At 52.2% G+C, this 23,761-nt stretch carries 19 protein-coding genes, 5 tRNA genes and 1 riboswitch; of the genes, 14 read left to right on the top strand and 10 right to left on the bottom strand.

The features are described from left to right. Positions 1-57 precede the first annotated feature (57 nt). Positions 58-134: transfer RNA gene (locus OOT00_RS06425), tRNA-Met, on the top strand. Positions 135-192: 58 nt separating this feature from the next. Here OOT00_RS06425 and OOT00_RS06420 read toward each other — a convergent pair. From OOT00_RS06420 to OOT00_RS06395, 6 genes are all read right to left on the bottom strand, one after another. After that, positions 193-1,026 carry a HesA/MoeB/ThiF family protein gene (locus OOT00_RS06420; RefSeq protein WP_265424489.1) on the bottom strand — a complete coding sequence of 278 codons (834 nt, stop codon included), beginning with the start codon at positions 1,024-1,026 and terminating at the stop codon, positions 193-195. A 4-nt stretch (positions 1,027-1,030) separates the two neighbouring features. After that, entirely contained in the window at positions 1,031-1,255 is a 225-nt protein-coding gene (locus tag OOT00_RS06415; protein WP_265424488.1) for a MoaD/ThiS family protein, read from the bottom strand. A gap of 66 nt (positions 1,256-1,321) precedes the next feature. Further along, positions 1,322-3,058: an aldehyde ferredoxin oxidoreductase family protein gene (locus OOT00_RS06410; RefSeq protein WP_265424487.1), complete on the bottom strand. Its 1,737-nt coding sequence runs from the start codon at positions 3,056-3,058 to the stop codon at positions 1,322-1,324. 29 nt (positions 3,059-3,087) lie between these two features. Next, a riboswitch (molybdenum cofactor riboswitch) is annotated at positions 3,088-3,209 on the bottom strand. 97 nt (positions 3,210-3,306) lie between these two features. Next, complete coding sequence (locus tag OOT00_RS06405; protein ID WP_265424486.1) at positions 3,307-4,059, bottom strand: endonuclease/exonuclease/phosphatase family protein; 753 nt, start codon at positions 4,057-4,059, stop codon at positions 3,307-3,309. 4 nt (positions 4,060-4,063) lie between these two features. Then, positions 4,064-5,035 carry an NAD(P)H-dependent flavin oxidoreductase gene (locus OOT00_RS06400; protein WP_265424485.1) on the bottom strand — a complete coding sequence of 324 codons (972 nt, stop codon included), beginning with the start codon at positions 5,033-5,035 and terminating at the stop codon, positions 4,064-4,066. Continuing rightward, positions 5,032-5,814, bottom strand: coding sequence for a M48 family metallopeptidase (locus tag OOT00_RS06395; protein WP_265424484.1), 783 nt, complete (start codon positions 5,812-5,814; stop codon positions 5,032-5,034). The genes OOT00_RS06400 and OOT00_RS06395 overlap by 4 nt, the downstream gene beginning before the upstream one ends. 182 nt (positions 5,815-5,996) lie before the next feature. On the opposite strand from OOT00_RS06395, the gene OOT00_RS06390 reads away from it, so the two are divergent. Continuing rightward, positions 5,997-6,626 carry a nitroreductase family protein gene (locus tag OOT00_RS06390; protein ID WP_265424483.1) on the top strand — a complete coding sequence of 210 codons (630 nt, stop codon included), beginning with the start codon at positions 5,997-5,999 and terminating at the stop codon, positions 6,624-6,626. A gap of 4 nt (positions 6,627-6,630) precedes the next feature. After that, positions 6,631-7,464 carry a prolipoprotein diacylglyceryl transferase gene (gene lgt, locus OOT00_RS06385; RefSeq protein WP_265424482.1) on the top strand — a complete coding sequence of 278 codons (834 nt, stop codon included), beginning with the start codon at positions 6,631-6,633 and terminating at the stop codon, positions 7,462-7,464. A 105-nt stretch (positions 7,465-7,569) separates the two neighbouring features. Here lgt and OOT00_RS06380 read toward each other — a convergent pair whose 3' ends face one another. Next, complete coding sequence (locus tag OOT00_RS06380) at positions 7,570-9,420, bottom strand: peptidase U32 family protein (protein WP_265424481.1); 1,851 nt, start codon at positions 9,418-9,420, stop codon at positions 7,570-7,572. A gap of 247 nt (positions 9,421-9,667) precedes the next feature. Here OOT00_RS06380 and OOT00_RS06375 point away from each other — a divergent pair. Both OOT00_RS06375 and glpK read left to right on the top strand, forming a co-directional pair. Then, a tRNA-Arg gene (locus OOT00_RS06375) sits at positions 9,668-9,743 on the top strand. 115 nt (positions 9,744-9,858) lie between these two features. After that, positions 9,859-11,358 carry a glycerol kinase GlpK gene (gene glpK / locus OOT00_RS06370; protein WP_265424480.1) on the top strand — a complete coding sequence of 500 codons (1,500 nt, stop codon included), beginning with the start codon at positions 9,859-9,861 and terminating at the stop codon, positions 11,356-11,358. 43 nt (positions 11,359-11,401) lie between these two features. Here the strand turns inward: glpK and OOT00_RS06365 are convergent. From OOT00_RS06365 to OOT00_RS06355, 3 genes are all read right to left on the bottom strand, one after another. After that, positions 11,402-11,476 (bottom strand) — tRNA-Gly (locus OOT00_RS06365). A gap of 29 nt (positions 11,477-11,505) precedes the next feature. Further along, positions 11,506-11,580: transfer RNA gene (locus OOT00_RS06360), tRNA-Gly, on the bottom strand. Positions 11,581-11,598: 18 nt separating this feature from the next. Beyond that, a tRNA-Arg gene (locus tag OOT00_RS06355) sits at positions 11,599-11,675 on the bottom strand. Positions 11,676-12,042: 367 nt separating this feature from the next. On the opposite strand from OOT00_RS06355, the gene OOT00_RS06350 reads away from it, so the two are divergent. From OOT00_RS06350 to OOT00_RS06310, 9 genes are all read left to right on the top strand, one after another. Further along, positions 12,043-12,981, top strand: a complete 939-nt coding sequence (locus OOT00_RS06350; protein WP_265424479.1) for a sigma-70 family RNA polymerase sigma factor — start codon at positions 12,043-12,045, stop codon at positions 12,979-12,981. Positions 12,982-13,238: 257 nt separating this feature from the next. Then, the gene (locus OOT00_RS06345) at positions 13,239-15,092 is read left to right on the top strand and encodes a tetratricopeptide repeat protein (protein WP_265424478.1); all 1,854 of its coding nucleotides are present in this window, start codon (positions 13,239-13,241) and stop codon (positions 15,090-15,092) included. Next, positions 15,089-15,820, top strand: a complete 732-nt coding sequence (locus tag OOT00_RS06340) for a hypothetical protein (RefSeq protein ID WP_265424477.1) — start codon at positions 15,089-15,091, stop codon at positions 15,818-15,820. The genes OOT00_RS06345 and OOT00_RS06340 overlap by 4 nt, the downstream gene beginning before the upstream one ends. A gap of 208 nt (positions 15,821-16,028) precedes the next feature. Then, a complete protein-coding gene (locus tag OOT00_RS06335) occupies positions 16,029-16,856 on the top strand; it encodes an Mrp/NBP35 family ATP-binding protein (RefSeq protein WP_265424476.1) in 828 nt (275 codons plus the stop codon). Between the two features lie 46 nt (positions 16,857-16,902). Continuing rightward, complete coding sequence (locus tag OOT00_RS06330) at positions 16,903-18,045, top strand: deoxyguanosinetriphosphate triphosphohydrolase family protein (protein WP_265424475.1); 1,143 nt, start codon at positions 16,903-16,905, stop codon at positions 18,043-18,045. A 14-nt stretch (positions 18,046-18,059) separates the two neighbouring features. Then, positions 18,060-18,362 (top strand): transcriptional regulator, encoded by a 303-nt coding sequence (locus OOT00_RS06325; protein WP_265424474.1) that lies wholly within the window; start codon positions 18,060-18,062, stop codon positions 18,360-18,362. Then, positions 18,359-20,551: a hypothetical protein gene (locus tag OOT00_RS06320; protein WP_265424473.1), complete on the top strand. Its 2,193-nt coding sequence runs from the start codon at positions 18,359-18,361 to the stop codon at positions 20,549-20,551. Before OOT00_RS06325 ends, OOT00_RS06320 begins: the two co-directional genes overlap by 4 nt. Before the next feature lie 537 nt (positions 20,552-21,088). Then, entirely contained in the window at positions 21,089-21,760 is a 672-nt protein-coding gene (locus tag OOT00_RS06315; RefSeq protein WP_265424472.1) for a substrate-binding periplasmic protein, read from the top strand. Further along, positions 21,757-23,736 (top strand): ATP-binding protein, encoded by a 1,980-nt coding sequence (locus OOT00_RS06310; RefSeq protein WP_265424471.1) that lies wholly within the window; start codon positions 21,757-21,759, stop codon positions 23,734-23,736. The genes OOT00_RS06315 and OOT00_RS06310 overlap by 4 nt, the downstream gene beginning before the upstream one ends. The last annotated feature ends 25 nt before the right edge of the window (positions 23,737-23,761 follow it).

Below are 23,761 nucleotides of genomic sequence, written 5' to 3'. Positions count from 1 at the left end.
ACAGGCAAAAAACAGCTTGACTAAACAGTGCCAGCAAAGTATTCTGTCTTTCGTTGCTGCGGGGTGGAGCAGTCTGGTAGCTCGTCGGGCTCATAACCCGAAGGTCGTTGGTTCAAATCCAGCCCCCGCTACCAAAAAAAAGCAAGCCTGCGGATATCACCGCAGGCTTTTTTTATTGGCTATCAACCAGTTTCATTTCGCAGGACAAACACCCGCCTTCTTCCCGCTCTCTGCATCCATCCACACCCACTCCGGCTCCATGCAATCCAGAAACCAATGCCCCCGTACTTCTTCAGACCCATATAAAAGCATACGGCAGGCAAGGGATATCTGAAGCGCTGCTGTAGCAAAAACTCCAAAAACCGGATTCCCCGCAGGTATGCCCCCATGACCTTTTTGAACATTTCCATATATTCTTTCTAGTCGTCCTTCCCCGGCATGGCAGACAGCCACCTGTCCAGCCCAGCCGGAAACAGCGCCGTGAATCAGCACCAGGCCCTTGCGACAGCACTCTTTTTCCAAAACAAGCCGGTCTTCTACGGTATCCAGAGCATCCAGAACCAGATCTACCCCATCAAGAAAATCGGCTGCCGTCTCCTTAGCAAACCGAGCCTGCACCGGAATCAGGCTGACCGCAGGGTTCACACAGCGGGCCCTTGCTGCTGCAACAGCAACCTTGGGCTCACCCAGACAGGCCTCCGTCAGCAAAATCTGACGGTTCAGGTTGGAAGGTCCGAATACATCCGGATCCATGATCTTCACGGTTCCCACCCCGATACGAAGTAACTGCTCCAGAAGGGCCGAACCGAGGGCTCCGCACCCAACTATCGCACAGCAGCTTTTCCGGATTCTGTTCTGCTCTTCTACAGACCATGGATTCCGCGCATAACGCTCCGGCATGACCCCGGCTTCCAGCACAAGGGACTCTGCCCGGGCAGAGGACAATGCGCCATTCCTTTCAAGGGTCCGCTGACTGGCCATGGAAAGAATACCCTCCTCTGCCTGCCCCAGAATCCAGTCTTTCATGGCTTCAGCCTCCCCCCACCACGGGAAAAAGGGAGAGAATATCCCCGGCCATGAGCGGTACATCGGGATCCGCATGACGACCATTCACAAAAATGATACCTACCTCTTCCGCGGGAATCCACAGGTGCTTCGCAATACTGCGGGGTGTCATTCCCGCCTCCCATGCCATGGTGCTTTCCCGAAAACGGTCTTTGCGAAAACCGGCAAAGAGCCGGACACCTATTTCCATACCCCTCCTCCAAAAACCTAAAGAACCTGCCGAACGGCAGGTTCTTTAGGACTCAGGCCCAATCAATCAGAAATCCCAGAAGGCATCCATTTCCGCATCTGTGAAGTCCCAGATTGTGTTATGCGGTGGCAGGATTTCTTCGCTGAAAAATTCAGGAAGCCGGTCTGCAGCTTCATTGAATCCAGCCTTCCGGTTAAATTCCCGCTCTGTTTTCAAGATGGATGCTCCAAGGGAAGAGACATCATCACCCGTCAGAGAAAGCCCGAAACGGGCATTAAGCATGTCGACAACAGCGTTGAAAGCTTCAGGAATATCCAGTACAGGAAAAGCCACAAAAAGACAAAGCCCTGTGGAATCGATAGCTGCCGTGGCGATCTGAAGGTTACGGGAGAGTTCCACCTGTCCCTCTTTTTTGAGAGGATCCACCGTACCGCCCACATTCAGAATATTCGAGGTAACGGTGTAGCCAGCCGTGTGATCCGCACCCATGGTGGATGTGGCGTAAGTAATCCCCATTCCCTTGACAGATCTGGGATCATAAGCTGGAATGGCCTGCCCTTTCACCGTGGGAACCCGACGCACACCATACACCTTACCCAGGCATTCGGCCCCGGCACCCACAAGTCGCCCCAGCGGGGTTCCTCTGGAAAGATCTTCCTTCAGAATACGCAGCATCCCCGCCGCATCACCAAAGGCAAGAATTCCCGCCTCCATGGCCACACCGATGGACACACCGAACTCCACCGTATCCACACCGATATCGTCCAGAATATGATCCGCTTCCGCAAGGGCGTCCAGATCATCAATACCGCAGTTGGCCCCCATGGACCACACACTTTCATACTCAAAACCGCTGGCCATAACCTTGCCGTCCTTATCCGGGTACACCTGAGAGCACTGGATCAGACAGCCGGGATGACAGGCATGACGCACCCGGCCTTCCCCTCCCCTCTCTTCGATGCGGGCATGCATGGTTTCACCGGATATCCCTTCGTGGCCGTCAAAACTGCCCGTACGGAAATTCCGGGTAGGCAGACCACCTGCTTCGTGAAGCACATTCAGGAGCACATTGGTTCCGTAGGTTGGCAAGCCCTCTCCACTCACGGGATGATCTGTAAGCGCCTTGGCAAAGACTCTGGCAGCTTCTTTAAAAGAGGCTTCATCCGCATAGGTAAGGCCCGGGGCATCTGCAGGATCAATGGCAATATACTTGATTTTTTTAGAACCCATTACCGCACCCAGGCCACCTCGGCCCAGACTGCGCACTCGACCCTGAGGATCTTTAACGGAAATATTGGCCGAAGGCATAAGCATTTCGCCCGCAGGACCAATGGACAAGACTCCTGATTTACCGCCTTCTTCCGCCACAATTTTTTCCACAACAGCAAAATTACCGGAACCTCCGAGATCCGTTTCCACAATGCGGACCTTATCTCTGGCAATATGGATACCGAACATTTTTTTTTCTTCCGGCCTGCCTTCGATAATAATCGCCTTGATTCCCATGAGGGCAAGCATGCGGGCAGCCGTACCACCGGCATTACTCTCTTTGATGGTACCGGTGAGGGGGCTTTTCGCACCTGCGGAGAGACGACCAGAATTGGCGGCACGGGTACCGGAAAGAAGGCCCGGCGCCAATACAAGCTTGTTGTTACTGCCAAGGGCATGACAGGTGGGGGGGACTTCCCCGGCGATGATGGTGGATGTCAGACCCCGGCCGCCAAGGCCGGCCCAGGCATCAGGCACAGGTTCAAAAACAGAGGTTCCGGTAGTCATGTTAATACGAAGGACACGATCGGACATGGCGATCCTCCTTTTCTATAAGGAAAGACCGGCCTTGGGGGAAAACTCCTTTCCACTGGGGAGGCACAGCCGTTTCCAGCTGCACCCCGTCCCGGTACCATGAGGCAGGCCGACACCTTTTAGGTCTCCGGGCTCGGAGCAGATCGACACCCTGCTCAGAACAGGCTGCCTTTGTGTTTCACACTAAGATTTCTAGCCCAGATACTTCAAAAATAGCAAGGGACAATCCTTACTGTAAAAAGCAACGATCATTCCAGCCTGAAAAAAAGCCGAACCGGGAAATGATCCGAAGGATAAAGACCGCCAAGGGATACATCCAGCCTGTCCATCCCCTTCACCTCCAGAGGACCACTGACCAGTATCCAGTCAATCTGATCCCCACGACCTCTGCCCGTAAATCCGTGGAAAGTAGGAGGAAAATCAGCGCCAAAGGGATTACGGAAACGCTGTTCTCCACCACCCGTCAACAGCTCAAGGGCAGCACTGCATGGGCCTGCATTGAGATCCCCTGCCAGCAATACGGGAAGATTTTCCGGATTCATCCGGAGAAGAGACAGCATCAGCGCCGCACTCTTCACCTGCACATCCTCAGCAAAATCAAAATGTGTGTTCAGCACAGCAAACCTGCCGGCAGAAGAATCCAGCTGAACCAGCACACCCTGCCGGGGCCATCGGCTTCCCTCAAAGCGGCTCTCCACATCCGGTGTGTCACTCAAAAAAAAATGACGGCTCCCTGCAACAGTAAAAGCAGAGCTGACGAAAACAGGATTATGCTGCCACTGCTCCGGAGCACCCTCTCTGCATCCCAGTACCTGATAATCAGGAAGCAATTCCTTAAGAAAATCCACCTGAAAATCATTAGCCTCCTGAAAGCAGAAAATATCCGCTCTGAATCGCTGCAAAAAATCAGGATAAATCTTTTTTCTCTGCCGCCAGCTATTTTCTCCGTCATCGGCAAGACCAAAACGCAGATTCATGGTAATCACTGAAAAACCATCCATTGCCTTATCCCGTCATGGAGGCCAGCCGTTTCCCGATGACAGCCTCTGCCTCTCTCACTATGCGGTCCAGCAGCTCCTGCACAGAAGGAATATCCCGGATCAGACCGGTAACCGGTCCTGCTCCCCACACCCCGCCGTGCACATCTCCTTCTTTCAGTGCCTGCTCTCCCCTCCTGCCCGCCACAAGGGGAGCCAGTTCATCTATGGTCACCCCTCCTCTTTTTTCCAGTGCTACGATTTCTTCGGCAAGGCGGTTCCGGAAAATTCTAGCCGTATTGTGCAGAGTCCTGAGAACAAGGGCCGTGCTATGTTCATCGCCATCCACCAGGGCCTTCTTGATATTGGCATGCACCGGTGCCTCCCGGGTAGCCACAAAGCGAGTACCCATATTGATCCCGTCCGCACCCAGAGCCAGGGCTGCTGCCAGACCCCGTCCATCAGCAAAACCGCCCGAGGCAAGAATGGGAATATGCAGCTGGTCCGCCGCCAGAGGGAGAAGGATCAGCCCGGGAATATCATCTTCACCGGGATGCCCCGCGCATTCAAACCCGTCCACACTCACAATGGCACAACCCATCTCCTGGGCTTTCAGAGCATGTCGTACGGATGTACATTTATGAATCACAGTCATTCCGGCATTCCGGAAAAGAGGCATGAATTCCGCAGGACTCCTTCCGGCTGTTTCCACAATGGTAACCCCCTTATCCACAATCATTTCTGCGTAATCCATGTACGGAACGGGCTGCAGGGTAGGAAGTAAGGTCAGGTTCACAGCTACGGGTTTATCCGTAAGGGAAAAGAGTCTGTCAATTTCCCGCCCCAGTGCTTCGGGATTCGGGAAAATCAGTGCCGTAAGAATGCCCAGTCCACCTGCGTTGGAAACAGCAGCTGCCAGATCAGCCGTACCCACCCATTGCATCCCGCCCTGCACAATGGGATGACGTATGCCCAGTTTTTCCGTAATACGTGTTTTCATTCCTGCTCCTTTTGCGACCCTTTTTTCGGGCCGAATGGGTTCAAGCCACCCCCGGACGGAGGATGATTCAGGCTTTCTTTCAAACTTCGCCACTCCGGCAAAAAAGTGTCCATCAGACGCCTGAACCGGTCATTATGAGATGGCTCCAGCAAGTGCGCGAGCTCATGAACCACGACATACTCAAGAACCGAAACAGGTCTGCGAACCAGCTCCGTATTCAGCCTGACCCTGAATGCGCGACAGTTGCAACTGCCCCAACGGGTCTTCATGCGGCGAATATAAACCTTCTCCACACGAACGCCCATGCGAATTTCCCACTTTCTGACCAGAAAAAGTGCCTTGGTAAGCAGTTGCTTCCGCATCCAACCCGCCATAACCGCTTCCCGACCACGGGCATCCGTTCCGGGTCGTACCTGCAGGTAAATCCGGCGCCCCTTCAGGCAAACACCGGGTGCTCCCGCAAATTCGCAGACTTCCAGCAGACAGGGCTTCCCCCACAGAAACTGCTCTTCTCCATTCCGGTAAAAAAGGGCGACGTCTCTGGGCTGGGACTGCACCTTCTCCCTGCTTCTCCGGATCCATCCCAACCGTGACAGGGCAAAACTGCGGACTTCATTATCTTCCATCCCAACAGGAACAGAAAGGCTGACCCTTCCTTCCGGAGCATGCACCTTCAGATACATATTTCTGATTGGCTTAACGATAACATCTACAGAAATCTCTTCAAGCCGAATACAAAAGGATAAAACAGACTGCTGGTCTTCATCTCTTCCCGCCATCTTTTTCACCTGCATAGAACCATCTATTTCAATGGAGTGTACAATATCAGAATCTTTCCCGAAACAGTAGAGATTGAAAATAACAGAGTAAGAACATTTTACGTACCATTCAGGATGATTTTTTTCATAATCTAAGCCTTTGTTTTTCCAGAATCCAGTTGAACATCATACCAGCAGGGGGTATGCTGCCAACTCTCCGGGCTACTAAAAAGGGCATACCCGAAGTAGAGAACGACACCTTTTTTACAGCCCTTCATTTCTTCCGCCAGACAGGGAGGCATATCATGTTTATGGATCTCATCCGTCAGCGTCGCAGCATCCGGAAATTTCTGGATACACCCGTTGAAAAGGAAAAAACAACCCTTCTTCAGGAGGCAGCCCTGCGCAGCCCCTCATCCCGCAGCCTCAACCCATGGGAGTTTATCTTTGTGACGGATGCACAGCTCCTGACAGAGCTCTCCGGTGTCAAGCCCCATGGGGCCTCCTTCCTCAAGGGAGCTCCCCTTGGGATCGCCGTCATCGCCGATCCCAAACGCTGTGATGTGTGGGTAGAAGACAGTTCCATTGCCACCATATTCCTTCAGCTGGCAGCTGAATCCATGGGACTGAAAAGCTGCTGGATCCAGATACGAGAACGAATGTTCAATGAGGCCATCAGTTCGGAAGAAGAGGTCCGCCGAATTCTTGGCATACCAGAAAACAGGAAGGTTCTTTCCATCCTGGCGGTGGGTTACGGGGCCGAATCCCTGAAAGGACATCCGGAGACAGATCTGATGCGAAAAAAAATCCATACCAACACCTACGGAGGCTGATCCCTTGCCATCTCCTTTGATCTGGAATACGGACCCCATTCTCTTCAGCATTGGCCCCCTTGCCGTTCGCTGGTACGGTTTTTTTTTCGCCTGCGCCTTTATCTGCGGCATGATCTGGATGCAGTATCTTTTCAGACAAGAGGCAAAAAATGCCGATCATCTGGAACCGCTGCTGTACCGGATCATGGCAGGAGTGATCATTGGTGCCCGCCTTGGGCACTGTCTTTTTTACGACCCTGTCTTTTACCTCAGCAACCCATTGGAAATCCTTAAAGTCTGGGAAGGTGGACTTGCCAGCCACGGAGGCATAATCGGACTCTTTCTCGCCCTGTACATCCACAGCCGGAAACATCCTGCAACCCCCCTGCCATGGCTGGCTGATCACCTCATGGTAGCCGGATGCTTGGGAGCCTCCCTAATCCGCATGGGTAACTTTTTCAACTCCGAACTGGTGGGCATTCCTACGACAGGGAGCCTGGGCGTTATTTTCACCCGTGTGGATCTCATTCCACGCCACCCTGTTCAGCTGTATGAATCCATAGCCTATGCGGCTTGCAGCTTCTTTCTTTTTTGGGCATGGAAAAAAGGCGCCGGAAACATCCCATGGAGGCTCACCTCACTGTCCCTCATAATGGCGGCTTCCGCACGAATTTTTCTTGAAACTCTGAAAACCCAACAGACAGCCTTTGCCCTTCCTGTCCATATGGGCCAGCTCCTCAGTCTTCCTTTTCTGCTCTGCGGCCTGGCCCTTTTTCTATATACCCGTACATATAAGGTTCTGCCGCAGCCACCTTCTGCCAACCATGCAACCCGATCCAAAAAGAAAGGAAACCGGTAGCTTTCTGCCGTACATGACAGCCTGCATTGTATAAGGCTGTCCGGCATGCTGCACTCAAAACAAACCCACCTGCAGCAATCTGCTTTTTACTTTCTCAAGCTGGCATCAGGCCAGAAGAATTCGCATGCGGCATGCGACACAATCAAATACAAGAGTAAAGACCCGCTCCTTTCCTTCCATCCGCCAGTTTTCATAGCTGCCGGAGCCATGATGGCGGGGGCAGGCCCCCAGAGCATACCGCAGACAATGGAGGGTAATCATCACACAATCTCCCCCATGAAGGCCTCCATTCTCATAACCCATGGAAAGAACCTTTGCTCCATGTTTCTCATAAAAAGTTCCGGCCATACGGTTCAGGACATTAAAGGAGGCATCCAACTCCCCATGGGGGTATTTCATGGCTTTAAAACCATCAGACGGAGTCCTGCGAAAAGACCGATGGAAGGCCTTTACACGAAGGGCCATCAAATCTGCCGTGATCTTACGCCGCAGACCGTTCAGTTCTGATGCCCTGATTAACCAGGAATCCGTATCCACACGGATATCCTCGGCCACAAAAGGTGTATCTCCCAGTTTTTCCAGCTGACGTCGGATACCGGCAACCGCGGCGTCAGGATTACTGGCAGAGACCCGCTCCAGAAGAGCATATGCACGGGCTGTGCACCCGGAGGCAAGATCTTTCATTTCAAGAAGAAAACCATCCCGATCTTCCTTGAACCGCACAGCAACCGGCAGCTTCCGGGTACTGCTCTTCTCTTTATCCAAAAGCTTTCGAAAACGAACATCATGGTTTCTGTAAAGCGAACTCCCCGCCACATCCACAGAGGCCAGCCCTGTAAGGGCTCCGGGAGAAGGCCAGATCTTCTTTCCTTCACAGCGATTAGCCTTCAAGCCCTGCAGCCGGCCCTTTCGATCCAGAAAACAGAGCCCGTCGCCGGGCGCAACATCTGCCTTCTCCCGGAGTATCAGCAGCCCCCCTTCCATGCCTTCGAGAACGGCGACCCTCTCCCCCAGAGCTTTGGGCGTATCCATATTCCAAATGGGTTGCCGATCTCCCGACAGACCATATTCCGTGCCCCCCCGATGGAAGGTTTTTGCCGGATCCGGCATAAACGTATACGCACAGCGTCCATGGGAAGCCGGACAAAGGTCGTCCCGGGCTTCCAGGGCCCTGTCCAGTTTCTGCCTGTAAAAAGCCGTTATATTTTTCACATAAGCCATATCCTTCAGCCGACCTTCAATCTTGAAGGAAGTAACACCCGCATCCAGAAGTGCAGGCAGACTTCCAGAGCGATCCAGATCTTTGAGAGAAAGCAGATGTCTGTCCCGACAGATCTCTCCTCCCCTTTCATCCACAAGACGCCATGGCAGCCTGCAGGGCTGACCGCAGACACCGCGATTGGCACTCCTGCCCCCCAGAGCCAGGCTCATCCAGCAGCGGCCCGAGTAACTGACGCATAAAGCTCCGTGGACAAACACCTCCAGCTCCACACCCGTCTGCCTGCCTATGCGGCCAATATCCCTAAGATCCAGTTCTCTGGCCAGGACAACCCGTGAGACACCGGCAGACTCCAGAAAAGCAATGTGGTCCGGTTCCACGTTGTGCATCTGAGTACTGGCATGAAGGGCAATGGGGGGCAGATCCATTTGCAGCAATGCCATATCCTGAAAAATAATGGCATCCACCCCCGCATTCCATGACTCCTCCACAAGGCTGCGAACCGCCTCCAGCTCATGGTCCCCCAAAAGCGTATTCAGGGCCAGATACACCCTTGCATGGTAAAGATGGGCAAAACGACAGAGTTCTTCGATATCCTGCATGGAATTACCGGCAGCAGCACGCGCACCGAAACGGTCTGCTCCGATATATACGGCATCGGCGCCATGCAGAATGGCCGCCCTGCCCGTTGCCGCATCCCTGGCCGGGGCCAGAAGTTCTATGGGAGTTTTCTTCATCTGCCTGCTTTCTCATTGGGCCTGAAAGGCATCTTTATAAAAAGGCCCCACTCCGGGCCGGGAATCCTCTCCATCACCGAAAATAAAATACACAAACAACACATCCTTTGTTCCGGCAGGAACTTCATCATCCGTACAAATCCATGGGAAACCCAGAAGAAGACCGGAAAGACAATCCTTTCCATTCCAAGGTTTACATAAAAGATCTTGACAGGCCAACGCCTTTCTTCTAATTATTCTTTTTGTTGCGCCCGTGGCCCAGTGGATAAGGCGTCGGCCTCCGGAGCCGAAGATCGCACGTTCGAGTCGTGCCGGGCGCGCCACAATCTGTAGAATAAAGCTCCGGATTTCTTCCGGGGCTTTTTTTATCCCGTTTTTCTTTTCAAATCATACTATTTTTCCCTACGACATCCAAAGACACCTCGCCTCTGGAGCACCATGGATCCATTCCCTCACATCCTGGCCATCGACCAGGGAACAACAAGCTCCAGAGCCCTTCTCTTCAACCGGAACAATGAAATTATTCATATCACCCAGAAGGAATTCACCCAGTATTTTCCAAAACCCGGATGGGTAGAGCAGGATGCCATGGAAATATGGTCGTCCGTACAGGCCGTTGTGGCAGAAATGCTGGGTAAACCGGATGTCAGCGGCACGACCATCGGGGCCATCGGCATTGCCAATCAACGGGAAACCACCGTTGTATGGGACAAAACCACTGGCAGACCCATACACAGGGCCATTGTATGGCAATCTCGCCAAAGTTCAGAGATCTGTGAAAAACTAAAAAACGAAGGCCACGAACCCCTGTTCCGCCAACGCACGGGGCTCCTGCTGGATCCCTACTTTTCCGGAACCAAAGTCCGCTGGATTCTTGATAACGTGGCTGGTGCCAGAGAAAAGGCTGAAACAGGCAAACTGCTCTTTGGCACCATCGATACCTGGCTCACATGGCAGCTGACAGGCGGCCATGTTCATGTCACGGATCTTTCCAACGCTTCCCGCACCCTTATGTGTAACATCCACACGAGAACATGGGATTCGGAACTCCTTTCCCTTCTGGGGGTTCCGGAAACGATGATGCCAAGCATCGTTTCCTCTTCAGGGATCTGCGGACACACCCTTTCAGAAACGTTTTTCGGACATGTTATCCCCATTGCCGGAAGGATAGGAGACCAGCAGGCAGCCCTTTTCGGCCAGGGCTGCCACCAGCCGGGCATGACAAAAAACACATATGGAACAGGCTGCTTCATGCTGATGAATACGGGAGAAATGGCCGTTACCAGTGAAAGCGGCCTGCTCTCCACCATTGCCTGGGATGTGAACGGACAGGTTCAGTACGCCCTTGAAGGCTCCGTATTCGTTGCCGGTTCCGCTGTTCAGTGGCTGAGGGACAGCCTTCGCATGTTCCGGAATGCCTGCGACTCAGAACTCTATGCTCTCAGGGTTGAGAACACCACGGGTGTGTATGTAGTCCCCGCTTTTGTGGGTCTAGGGACTCCGTACTGGGATTCTGAAGTCCGTGGAGCTGTTTTTGGCATCACCCGGGGGACAGCCAAAGAACACTTCATCCGGGCAACCCTCGAATCTCTGGCTTACCAGAGCCGGGATGTCCTTCTGGCCATGGAAAGAGATGCGGGTATTCCTATCCCGCTGCTGCGGGTCGACGGCGGAGCGGCCGCCAACAATTTTCTTATGCAGTTCCAAAGTGACATCCTGGGCATTCCCGTAGACAGACCCGCATGCATCGAAAGCACTGCCAAGGGTGCTGCCCACCTTGCAGGCCTGGCCTCCGGATTCTGGAAAAACAAAAAGGATCTTCATGGGAAGGAAACCCATCAACGGTTTTCACCACAAATGCCTGAAAAAGAAAAGGAAAAGCGCTGTAAGGGTTGGCTGAGAGCCGTGCAGGCTGCACGGCTCTTCCGTGATATATAAAAAAAGACCCTCTGAATATCAGAGGGTCTTTTTTATCTTGATATGGAGCGGGAAACGGGATTTGAACCCGCGACTTCAACCTTGGCAAGGTTGCACTCTACCACTGAGTTATTCCCGCATCAAAACAGGAAAGAAAAAAATTATATGTGGAGCGGGAAACGGGATTTGAACCCGCGACTTCAACCTTGGCAAGGTTGCACTCTACCACTGAGTTATTCCCGCCCATACAGGCTTTACAGGTGGCGCGCCAGGGAAGATTCGAACTCCCGGCCTACGGATTAGAAGTCCGTTGCTCTATCCAGCTGAGCTACTGGCGCTTAACGAAAAGATCTACTAACAGAGGGGACCCTCCTTGTCCAGAAAAAAAACTTCCCAACAGCTTTTTACACCGGTCAGCGGATAATTCATTACAATCCAGGCGGCCAATCCGTTTTTCTGCCTGACCACTACCCTGCACCAATGGGCCAGTGATGAAAGAGCAAACAGGCGAAAACAGAAATCATTTTGACCGAGGGAGCATCGTTTTCCCATAGATCCCATCAGAGGAAAAAATGCTATGAGGTTTACATCCTTTCACAGGCATGGGATGATAGAAACTTATGGCAGGTTGCAGCTCCTTGATCCGCAGCCTCCGACGCCTCAAGCCACAGCAACAGGGCAACCGCTCATCCTGGAAATATCGCCATGACCAAAAAAAAGACCACAACCGAAAATACCGTCAAAAAACATCTGCCAGCGCGTAAACAGGAAACCACCCAGGCTCTGGCCAAAATTGATCCACTTCAAAGTTATCTTTCAGAGATCAGTCGATATAAACTGCTGACCCGTGAAGAAGAAATTGATCTGGGCAGACGGGTACAGGAAGAAAATGACCCGGAAGCAGCCTATATACTGACCACAGCCAACCTTCGCCTTGTGGTAAAAATTGCCCTCGAATTCCAACGCGTGTGGATGCAGAACCTGCTTGACCTGATACAGGAAGGGAACATAGGTCTGATGCAGGCTGTACGGAAATTCGACCCGTATAAAGGGGTGAAATTTTCCTACTATGCCTCCTTCTGGATTAAAGCATATATCCTTAAATTTATCATGGACAACTGGCGTCTTGTTAAAATAGGAACAACACAGGGCCAGCGGAAGCTTTTTTTCAAACTGAAAAAAGAAAAACAGAGCCTGATTGATCAGGGCTTTGATCCAAAGCCAAAACTCCTTGCAGAGCGGCTCGGAGTTTCCCAGAAAGAGGTCATTGACATGGATCAGCGTCTGGATTCATGGGACCTTTCCCTCGATGCTCCTGTTCGGGAAGATTCAGAAACCGATCGTATGTCCTTTCTGGGGTCAGATTCTGTATCCGCAGAAGATGAGGTTGCCCGCAAACAGATCGAAAACATGCTCCATGACAAGATAGCATCCTTTACGTCCCAGCTGAATGAACGGGAACTGGAAATTTTTGAAAAACGCATTTTCTCCGATGAGCCTGTCACTCTGCAGGAAATCGGGGAAGCTCACGGTATTTCAAGGGAAAGGGTTCGCCAGGTTGAAAAAGGCATCATTAAAAAAATGCAGATCTATTTTCAAAAGGAGCTCCCGGACTTTGACATTTATACATCGGATATATCCTGAGACAGAGGTCTCTTTCTTCTCCGGCATCCCGGTTTCCGGCTGACAGAGGCCCTCCGATGAAGGGCACCCGGTTCACGTTTACCAGCAACCCTGATTCCATGAAAGCAGAGCGCTGTATGCACACCCCTTGGCATATCTTTCATGCATATACCTCCCCTCTAAAACCAGGGTTTTCCTGTTTTTTCATCATCCTTCTCCTTCTGCTGGGTGCGTGCGGCCCCAAAGCGATACATCCCCACCACGCTGAGCCCGAAGCCATGACCATACAGGTACAGGAAATGCCGGAGGTCCGCTTCGCACCACCGCTTCGCCAGGCATCGGAATCCTCCTATTATTATTTTACCGAAGCGCAGATACGACTGAACCGGAATCGCGTTCTTGAAGCCATCGGATTTCTGAGACAAGCGGTAGCTCTGGATCCCCAGTCAGCTTTCCTCCAGAAAGAACTGGCAGCCCTTCTGGTGCGTGCCGGACAGCCTCAGGCCGCCCTTCAGGCAATTCAACGATCCCGGGATCTGGATCCCCATGACCCGGACACCCTCGTCGTGCTTGCCGGCATTCGCCAGATGCTCGAACAGGATATCCAGGAACTGATTCCTATCTATGAGGAAGTTATCCGTCTGGATCCCGGCAGAGAAAGGATCTACCTGATTCTCGGCAACCTGTACATCGCCCAGAAGCAGCCCGCCAAGGCCGAAGAAACCTACAGAAAGCTGATTGCCCATCACCCCGGCAAGTACCCCGGATACTATTACCTCGGCCAGCTTCTTGTGCTACAGCAGCGATACGATGAGGCCTTGGATACCTTTGATGTTGTCATAGAAATAGAACCTAACCTTCTGGAGCCCTATCTCGAGAGGATCAAAATTCTCAGCCACAAACTGACCCGTTCCATTTCCGTTGAAATCCAAGAGGGTGATACCCTGGATGCCCTCCTGGTCCGCCATTCGGGCAGGCCATCGCCCTCCTTGCGCAGGCAGGCAATGGCCTTGAATCCCCTTCTGGAAAACGTGGATCATCTCGAAACGGGCAAAAAAATCCTCATGCCTCCCCGGAAAAACAACCCCCTGGTAGCCCAAATCCGTGAGGCCTATTCCCACCTCCTGCAAATGGACGCCATGCCCGTGGAGATTCGCATGGACTTTGCTGTTTTCCTCCGGCAGACCGGCGAAGATCATGAATCCATGGAAACCATGGCTGCCCTCAATGATGACGATACCCGGGAGGAAGTCATCCGTACCGTCTTTTCCGTTTTTGTGGAAAACAGACGCTTCAGTGAAGCCATCTTCCTTCTTGAAGGACTGCGAAGCCATGAACCTGAAAACCCGGAAATTCTCTACGCTCTTGGGCTTATACATGAGGAAGCGGGTATGCGGGATAAGGCCCGTAAGCTCTATGCATCCATCTCTCCCGATGATCCCGTATACCGCAAAGCGGTCATTCATCTCGCCTACATAGACCAGCAGACAGGGCAAACGGAACAGGGTATTCAGATACTGGAAAAAGCCCATTTTCGTAATCCGGAAGACATGACCATTCGTCTTTATCTCGGGGCCTTTTACGAAGAAACTGAACACTTTGAAAAAGCAGCGGTCATCTTTCAGGACAGCCTCCGCACAGATCCGGAGAACCAGCATATCCGCTACAGACTGGGTGTCGTAATGGACAAAATGGGGAAAAAAGATGAGGCCATAAAAGAAATGGAAATCCTCATCCATCAGAATCCCGATCATGCCAATGCCCTCAACTACCTTGGCTATACCCTTACGGAAATGGAAATCCGCCTGGATGAGGCCGAGTTTCTCATCCGCAAAGCCATGGAAATCAAACCCGGAGACGGCTACATCACAGACAGTATGGGTTGGGTCTATTTCAAACAGGGAAAACCGGCAAAAGCCCTTCCTTATCTGGAAAAAGCCAACCGTCTTCTCCCGGAGGATCCCCTCATTCTGGAGCACCTCGGTGATGTGTACCAGGCCCTCGGCAAAACCGATGCTGCTCGCAAGGCCTATGAAAAGTCCCTTCTTATTCAGGAAAGCTCCCAGATACGGGAAAAAATCCAATCCCTTTCCACCCCTTCTGCCGAAGAAAGAAAAGACATCCGCCCATGACCACGGCTTTTCGTTTTATTCTATGCCTGGCCTTTATGGCAGCTGCGGCTGCATGCAGCCGTACAACTCCCATGCCCATGGATTCGGGTGCCATTCCCGCCGTTCTCCAGGCCCGACAGACCTTACCTCAGCATTTCACAGGCCGAGCCGTACTGACCCTTCCTGAAAACCTGCCTCCGGGAGGAACCCTGCAACTCGCCTATGCCGTATCCCATACAAGAGGCATACGCATAGCGGCCCTTTCCCCCATGGGTACACCCGTCATGGAGATGACGGCAGGGCCAGATCAGGCTGCCATACGGGACTCTGAAACGGGAAAAATCCATAGGGCAGCATCCCTTTCTGCCATCACACGCAGACTTATGGGCCTTTCCCTCGATATGGATGAACTCTCCAGATTACTGGCAGGTGAAATTCCCCTGCCCCGCTGGACATCCGTAGTCTATGACGGACCGTCCACCTTCCTTCTTGTGGATGGCAGGCATGTTCAAGCCCGCATAGCACTGGATGAATCGGGTGAAATCCTGCGAATGGAACGTCTCAGGCGAAGGGCCGTTCTGTATACTCTGACCACCCTTTCCGACAATCCAAGGGTATGGGAAATTGAAAGCGGGGAATATATCCTGCGCCTGCGTATCCGCCAGATAACACCTGCAGACCCCATCGACCCCTCGGTTTTCCGGCTTACGACCCTTTCTCCGCCTCTCCTGCCCACCAGAAAAGCCTGAGAACGGACTTATGAGCCATGTCTCAAAACAATTCTATTGACGCCTTTCATCCAAGGCAATACAACCCTATCGGTCAACTTTTACTGCTTCTCCGGACTGCTTCCGGAAGAGTTTGGAAAAGCGGCGGTTCCCATCTGCGGGCTGTCTTTTTCCAGATTCAGCTGAAACATTCCCAACCCATAGCCTGTCTAACCGGTAGGAGAGAAAAATGATTCACGAAAAAATGCCCGATCAGAAAAAAAAGAAACCCGTAGATGAAAAAGAAGCAATGATGAAGGAATCCCTTGGGAAAATCCGACATAAGCTTCTGGTAATGAGCGGTAAGGGTGGCGTTGGCAAAAGCTCCCTTGCTACCAACCTCGCCGTTGCCCTTGCCGAAAAAGGCTTCAAAACCGGCCTGATGGATGTAGACCTCCATGGCCCCAGCATTGCCCAGATGATGGGACTTTCAGGGCTTTTGGATGTTTCCGAGGAAAAGCGTCTGATTCCTGCTGATGGAGGAAACAATCTGGGCGTTATCTCCATGCAGTCACTGATGCAGGACAAGGATCAGGCCGTCATCTGGCGCGGCCCTGCCAAATCCGGTATGATTCAGCAGTTCATCACTTCCGTTGAATGGGGAACCCTGGATTTTCTGATCATCGACGCACCTCCCGGCACCGGAGATGAACCCCTGACCGTGGTGCAGAGTGTTCCCGACGCTAAAGCCATTGTGGTAACCACACCCCAGGAAGTGGCCCTGGCCGATGTACGGAAATCCATCAACTTCTGCAAAACTGTCCACCTTGAAATTGCAGGTCTTGTTGAAAACATGGGTCCCTTTGACTGCCCCCACTGCAACCAGCGCATTGCCCTTTTCAAAACAGGAGGCGGACAGGCCACAGCCCTGGCAACGGGGATTGCATTTCTCGGCACCCTGCCCTACGATGCCAAGGTTGTGGATGCCTGCGATGCAGGAGAACCCATAGCCCGAACAGATTCCGGCTTTACAAGGGATCTGGAAACCGTTATCAAAAATCTCATGGATCGTCTCTGAAACATGCGGGCCGCCTGACATGCGGCCCGCTTTCCCCTGGAGGGCCATGTCTTCCCTTTCCAATGAAGTACAAAAAAACAGACCCTTTTGTTCCCATGCCGCCGCAGGCAAGGAAGCCGTGCGCCGCTGTTCCGAAGCAAAACTTACCACAGATTACCGTTTCCCATTCAGCGTGGACAGCGACCGCATTCTGCACTCCATGGCCTATACCCGATACATCGATAAAACTCAGGTATTCAGCCTCATCCGCAACGATCACCTCACACACAGGGTGCTGCATGTGCAGCTTGTGTCGAAAATAGGACGTACCATCGGCCGCTTTCTGGGGCTGAATGAAGATCTCATTGAAGCCATTGCCCTTGGGCATGACATAGGCCACTCTCCCTTTGGCCACGATGGCGAACGCTTTTTATCGGACATATGTCTTGCCTGCGGCATCGGGACCTTCCAGCACAATGCCCAGAGCGTTCAGTTTCTTGACAAAGTGGAGCGCAAGGGCAGGGGATGGAATTTAAGCATCCAGACTCTGGACGGCATTCTCTGCCACGATGGTGAAGTTCACGACATTGCACTGAAACCGGAAATTAATAAAAATTTCCGTACTCTTGAAACAGAAATAGACACGCTCATCCACCATCCGGAAACTCCGCTCACCCCCATGACCTATGAAGGCTGTGTCATGCGCATGGCAGATACCATTGCCTATATCGGCAGAGATATTGAAGACGCCATCCGCATCGGTATCATCCGCAGGGAAGATCTGCCTGCTGCATCCGTAGCTATTCTGGGGGAGACCAACGGAACCATCGTCTACCGCCTGGTCACCGATATTATTGCTAGCAGCCAGGCCGGTGAGGCCATCCGCTTCAGCCCTGAGATTTCCCATGCCCTTTTTACCCTCAGGCAATTTAATATGGAGGCCATTTATCTGAACCCTGCCATCAAGCAACACCTTCATGGCATCCGGGATCTCTTCCATCTTCTTTTCAGCCGATTTATGGACGATCTGGCTCTCAGAAGAGAAAACAGCCCTGTCTTCACCCACTTTCTTCATCACATGGATAAAGACTATATCCGCAGCCACAGGGATGCAGCCATTGTGCGGGATTTTATTTCCGGCATGACGGACAGCTATTTTCTGGAACAGTGCCCGGAGTCCCTCCGACCCCGAACCATACGCATGGGCTGACAGAAAGATTTCCAATGGAGCACACCCACAGGCAGAAAATCCGGCAACTTCTCATGGAAGGTCCCCATAGTCTGAGGGATTTATCCACCACGCTGAGGCTTTCTGAAAAGGAAATCCTCCGCGCACTTCCCCATGTGGAAAAAAGCCTCCGGTCGCTGAATCAACGAATTCATCATATTCCGGCAGAATGCCCATCCTGTGGGTATGAGTTCACGGACCGCAGGAGATTCACAAAACCGGGGAAATGCCCCCTATGTCACCATACGGCCATGAAACCACCATCCTTTCATATCGCCTCCGCACGGTCCGGATCATGAGACTGCGCACACTCCTGCTCTCCTTTTCCTCCCTTGTTTTACTCTGGGGCTGCACCCATTCTTCCTTTTATGAAAAAGAAACCAGGGTCTACCGGCTCAGCCTCGACAATCTGTACCCGCTGCCTGCGGATTACACCATGCACCCCGATGATCTTCCCGGTAATAACAACCGGGCAAGGGCAGCACTTTTCCACACTTCGGGGGCATCTCCCGCAAGCTTTGTGTGGCAGGTAATGAACCGTTTCCCCAATCCGGAGCAGCACCCCCATTATCATGAAATTCTGGCCCGTATTCTTCTCATGCGGGAAGAAATGGACGCAGCACTTCATGTGGCAGATACCCGGCTTGAGAAAAAAAACCGCTTCTTTGTCTACCGGCTGGCCTACTGCCACCTCATGGGGCTTGGCCTGGAAAAGGAAGCGTCAATCCTGCTGCAACGCCTGGATGCAAGCTTTCCGAAAAATGAAAGGAAAACGCTTCCTGTTCAGCTTCTATGGCTGGAGTTCCATCATTCTGAAAAAAATTATGAAGAAATGCAAAAAACCTTTCAGTCCATTGAAAACTACCTCAGAAAAAAAACTCCGCTACCCGAAGAAACTCTCCGCACATTTTACACCCTCCGAATTGCCGCAGGTATGGCCATTGACCGGCAGGATGTGATGACGGCAGAACGCATTGCCATCATCATGGAAAAACTCATTCCCCTGATCCGGAACTCCACAGGACAGTCCGGCTCTCAGGAAGAGGAAGATCTCGGCCACACTTATTTTATCACCCGTCAGGACTGGTGGCAGCCGGAAACACACCGCTCCATTGCAACAGTGCATCTCCTTCGTATTTACGGAGAAATAGGGAACCGGGAAAAAGTCAGCCAGCTGTATACCGTTCTAATGGCAGACTGGCAACAGGCCCTCCGTGCATCAAAATCCGGTAATAGCTTTGAGATATGGCTTCCTTCCGTCGGTGAAAGTCTTTTCTCATCCGGACTGCACGAAGAAGCCATGAACCTCCGGCATCAGATCCCAACGGTACTGCCCTTTATCATACATCCTGATCCTTCCATGGAACCGGAATCCCTTGCCATCCTGCAGGCGGATCTGCAACGGCACAATTTTCGCGCGCCTCCTCTCATTCAGAAGGATCTGGCCATCCGCCTTGCCTCGGCCATGGGTCCTGTTAAAAACGAAGAGGCCATTGTTGCATGGATTGCAAGCTGTGACCCTCCCACCCTCCATCGCACACTTGCCACACGGGCTCTTGCGTCACGCCTTGAAGCCGGCTTGCAGGCTCCTCTTCTAACTCAGCATCTGGCTGGCCTGCGCCAGTCTTCCCAGGGAAAAAAAATCCTGCTACCTGAAACCAGACGCCTGGCAACGGCCCTTATCCAGTCTGGACAGTATGAAAAAGCCCGATCCTTTGCAGAAGAAGAAATCGCACGCATTCACCATCATCTTTCCGGCCATGAGGCGGCAGAGTGCCTGGCAAGCCTTGCTCAGGCCTTTAGCGAATCCCTGCCATCGCTTGCCGAATCACTTTTTTCCATGGCCATGGATAGCTTTGAAGACATCACTCCTTCCCACCGCAGTGCAACCATCATCCACAGAATCGCCATTCTCAGCCGCAGTCTGAATGCCGGATCCCTGCACCGTCGGATTCTCACAGAACATGAACGAGTCCACCGGTTTCTTATGAATAATACGGATCCTACCCTGTACGGAGACCGGCTAATTGAAGAAAAACTGCAGTTTCTTTTTAAAATTTCCCGTATATATTATCATTTTGGCATTCGAGATGATCGTGCCCGTGGGATTCTTGCGGAATGTGCCGTCCTTGCTGACCAGTTTCATGACCCCCTCATCGCAGAACAGATGGCCTTTCGTACAGCAGAGGCATGGGGTTATATGGGATGGTTTCATGAAGCCTATCAAGCTTTAGAGGGCATAACCATAACCGAAGCAAAATTTCCAAAAGCCCTGCTTCGCATCCGGCAGGGAGTTCTTACTTATGACGCTTTTCCTGCTCTGGCCGCTGCCCGCTTTGACACAGACGGAGATGGCAGGCCGGACTTTTTTTCTGTACTGGCAACACAGGAAGTCATCGATGCAACGGGTCTTCTGCTCGATCCTGACTCAGACGGAGACGGTATCCCTGATGTATCCGACACCAGACCGTGGTTTCCCGACCGATAAACTCCGGGAAATTCCTTCAGAGCCTTTCCATACCTTTTTGAATATGGGAAGTCGGCAGCTTTTGGAAATTGAAAACAAAATCAATTTCTCTTTTACAGTAACATGCCTAAAAGTCACCATGCAGCATACGTAGCTGACGGTTTACTGTCATATGGCGCCAACTACGGAAACTGGCATCCAAGACAAACACCGCTTAACCATTTCGGACTGTGCGCCCTTTCCAGCTATAGCCCTGCGGTTTTAACTGACAGAAAAAAACGTCTGTTCCGGCTGCATGCGAAATCCCTTGCGACTCATATTGACTTCACCATACATAGGGACACAGAAAGCAAGGAAAAGGTTGCTGCTCAGTGGCCATGTTTTTTTGCCGTGACGGAAAAAACCACCCGGACAGGCGAACCCTGAACCCATGATTGAAATTTCATGACCTTTTTTTCTCTGCGGAATAGCGCCTTACTGCTTTTCTTTTACCTGGGCATTTGCCTTGGGCAGGGAAATCTGCGAGCCGACATACCCTACCTTCTCGGAACGGATCCCATGCCCCCCTGGGTAGAGGGAGGCTACGGCCCTACCAGCAAAGGGCCGGGCATCGACCTGGTTGCCACGATTTTTTCCCATACAGGCCGCCACATACAGGTAGTAATCCACCCATGGCTGCGCGTAGTCCGCATGCTGGAATTCGGCCGTCTGGATGGTGTTCTTCTGGTCCAGAAACAGGAATCACTGAACTCCCTTCTGCTCTACTCCGATCCCCTTTTTACCAGCCGAACCCTCATTTGCTACGATACCCGAAAATATGCACATATCCCATTTAACGACATATATGACCTCAGGGAATACACCATCGGGCTGGTTCCCGGCCATTCTCCCCATATCGAAGATGCTGCCAGAAAACATGGATTCAGGACTGAACTTCTCCCGGGAGTGGAGGCAGGCCTGCGAATTCTCGCTGCTGGTCGCATCGACCTGCTCATAGCCAAGGAAAGCAGTCTTCAGGCTCACCTTGCTGCTTCTCCCGACGCCATATTTCTTGACATCCATTCCCAGCCTCTGGATTCATGGGATCTCCATATCGGAATTGCCAGAACCAGTCCTGCAGCCATGCTGCTTCCGGCCATCAATGAGGCCATAGCAGAAATGAAAAAAGACGGCACACTGATTGATTATCTGAATGCCATCATCGAGCCCAGCCATGGGGGACCGCAATGAACGGACTATACCGGCATACCCGCCGCAAACTAGCGCTTCGTCAGGTACTATGGGTTCTTGCCCTGACCATGATCATGGGTCTTATTACCAGCGGAATCCGAGCCAGTCTGGATTACCTCAGCGAAATTGACATTCTGGAAGATCATGTGCATCAGCTTTTTGCCATCAGTGAAGCCTCTGCCGCCCAGGCACTGTATCATCTGGATGCGAAACTCGGCGAACGCATTGCCAACGGCCTTCTCAGCCTTCCAATCATTGGCCGTGTTCGCCTTGTGGATGATTTTGGCGCCGTTTTTGTTCAGAAAGATAATCTGCATGAGGTAGTTTTTTTCCGCCCATTACGAAGTGTGATTCCTCAGCCTCCCCCCTTCCGTCACTCCTTGATTTTTCAACCGGAAACAGATGGAAGCTATAATGAAACCGTAGGCTATATTGAAATAGAGATTGACGGCTACCCCATTTTTACGGGACTGCTCCGACGGACCGGAACCGGCCTTCTCATGGATCTTATCCAGTATCTCGTCATCGCCACGCTTCTTTCCTATATTTTCTACCGAAGCCTGGCCCGTCCCCTTCTGCGCATGACCCGGGAAATTGCCACCATCCATCCTTCCCGACCAGAAGAAAAACGCATCTCCATCCCGCCAGGCAATGAAGAGGATGAACTGGGACAGCTGGTCCATACCATTAACGAGATCCTCACCCGACTGCAGGCCCTGAATCAGGAGCTGGAAAAAAGGGTCGAAGAGCGGACAGCCACCCTCAATGAGGAAAGGGAACAGCTGCTATCTATTTTTGACAGTATCCATGAGGTGATCTATGTGACAGACCCTGCCACCCATCGCATTCTCTTTGTCAATCAGGCATTCAAGCAGTTATGGGGAGATGCAACGGGAAAAATCTGCCATGAGGTAATTCACGGTACACAGACTCCCTGTTCTCACTGCAACGGCCTCCATACCTATGGAGACCAGCCCCACACCCATGAGTTCTTCAACGAAAGCACACTCAACTGGTTCCGCTGCCTGAGCCGTGGCATACGGTGGCCCGACGGGCGCATGGTCCGATACGAAATGGCCTTTGATATTACGGTACAGAAGGAAACGGAAACCGCCCTGAGGGAACGAAGCCTTGAGCTGGAACGGATGAACCGGGAATTGCAGGAATCCATAGAAGCTCTTCAGAATACACGGGAGCAGCTGGTCCAATCGGAAAAAATGGCCTCTCTGGGCTCACTGGTGGCAGGTATTTCCCATGAAATCAATACCCCCGTGGGGAACAGCATCACAGCAGCCTCATTTCTTGGGGAAAAAACCCGGCAAATCCAAAAAACATTTTCTTCGGGGGAACTTCGCCAATCCGATTTCACTGCCTATATGTCAACGGCTGTAGAGGCAACGGATATCCTTGAAACCAATCTGAAGCGAGCAGCAGACCTCATAACGGGTTTCAAGCAGGTTGCCGTGGACCAGACCAGCAACCTGCAACGACGCTTTCTGCTCAGAAACCATCTGGAAGACACCATACTCAGCCTCACACCACGACTGCGCCATACCCATCACAAGACCATTATCCATTGCCCGGAAAAACTGGAACTTTACCAGAATCCCGGAGCCATTTCCCAGATTGCCACCAATCTCATCCTGAACTCCCTGACCCATGCCTTCGATCCGGAAGACAGGGGTGAAATGCATTTTGACATCCAACAAAGCGGTGATATGGTAAAGATGATCTACCGGGATAATGGGAAAGGTGTTTCCGCCCAGACCCTGAAGCATATTTTCGATCCCTTCTACACCACCGCAAGGGGCAGCGGAGGAACAGGTCTTGGCATGCACATTGTCTATAACCTGGTCTCCCAGACCCTGAGGGGAAGCATCCTGTGTGAAAGCCCGGAAGAAGGCGGCATACGTTTTGTCCTCCTTTTTCCCAGAATCCCGGAACAACCCGCTGCTGCCACAGCTACGGTCCGCTGACAACCGACCCGAAAAATCTGGAGCA

Source organism: Desulfobotulus pelophilus (assembly GCF_026155325.1).
Classification (GTDB): Bacteria; Desulfobacterota; Desulfobacteria; order Desulfobacterales; family ASO4-4; genus Desulfobotulus; species Desulfobotulus pelophilus.
The sequence above is the reverse complement of the archived record's forward strand: the minus strand, read 5'-3'. Positions and strand labels throughout refer to the sequence as shown.

Coding starts and splice junctions, on each gene's coding strand:
- OOT00_RS06390 (WP_265424483.1), top strand. CDS start 5,997: ATGCTGCCAACTCTCCGGGCTACTAAAAAGGGCATACCCGAAGTAGAG.
- OOT00_RS06330 (WP_265424475.1), top strand. CDS start 16,903: ATGTCTTCCCTTTCCAATGAAGTACAAAAAAACAGACCCTTTTGTTCC.
- OOT00_RS06335 (WP_265424476.1), top strand. CDS start 16,029: ATGATTCACGAAAAAATGCCCGATCAGAAAAAAAAGAAACCCGTAGAT.
- OOT00_RS06395 (WP_265424484.1), bottom strand. CDS start 5,814: ATGGCGGGAAGAGATGAAGACCAGCAGTCTGTTTTATCCTTTTGTATT.
- OOT00_RS06320 (WP_265424473.1), top strand. CDS start 18,359: ATGAGACTGCGCACACTCCTGCTCTCCTTTTCCTCCCTTGTTTTACTC.
- OOT00_RS06415 (WP_265424488.1), bottom strand. CDS start 1,255: ATGGAAATAGGTGTCCGGCTCTTTGCCGGTTTTCGCAAAGACCGTTTT.
- OOT00_RS06350 (WP_265424479.1), top strand. CDS start 12,043: ATGACCAAAAAAAAGACCACAACCGAAAATACCGTCAAAAAACATCTG.
- OOT00_RS06340 (WP_265424477.1), top strand. CDS start 15,089: ATGACCACGGCTTTTCGTTTTATTCTATGCCTGGCCTTTATGGCAGCT.
- OOT00_RS06345 (WP_265424478.1), top strand. CDS start 13,239: ATGACCATACAGGTACAGGAAATGCCGGAGGTCCGCTTCGCACCACCG.
- OOT00_RS06405 (WP_265424486.1), bottom strand. CDS start 4,059: ATGGATGGTTTTTCAGTGATTACCATGAATCTGCGTTTTGGTCTTGCC.
- OOT00_RS06325 (WP_265424474.1), top strand. CDS start 18,060: ATGGAGCACACCCACAGGCAGAAAATCCGGCAACTTCTCATGGAAGGT.
- OOT00_RS06400 (WP_265424485.1), bottom strand. CDS start 5,035: ATGAAAACACGTATTACGGAAAAACTGGGCATACGTCATCCCATTGTG.
- OOT00_RS06380 (WP_265424481.1), bottom strand. CDS start 9,420: ATGAAGAAAACTCCCATAGAACTTCTGGCCCCGGCCAGGGATGCGGCA.
- glpK (WP_265424480.1), top strand. CDS start 9,859: ATGGATCCATTCCCTCACATCCTGGCCATCGACCAGGGAACAACAAGC.
- OOT00_RS06410 (WP_265424487.1), bottom strand. CDS start 3,058: ATGTCCGATCGTGTCCTTCGTATTAACATGACTACCGGAACCTCTGTT.
- OOT00_RS06420 (WP_265424489.1), bottom strand. CDS start 1,026: ATGAAAGACTGGATTCTGGGGCAGGCAGAGGAGGGTATTCTTTCCATG.
- OOT00_RS06315 (WP_265424472.1), top strand. CDS start 21,089: ATGCCCCCCTGGGTAGAGGGAGGCTACGGCCCTACCAGCAAAGGGCCG.
- OOT00_RS06310 (WP_265424471.1), top strand. CDS start 21,757: ATGAACGGACTATACCGGCATACCCGCCGCAAACTAGCGCTTCGTCAG.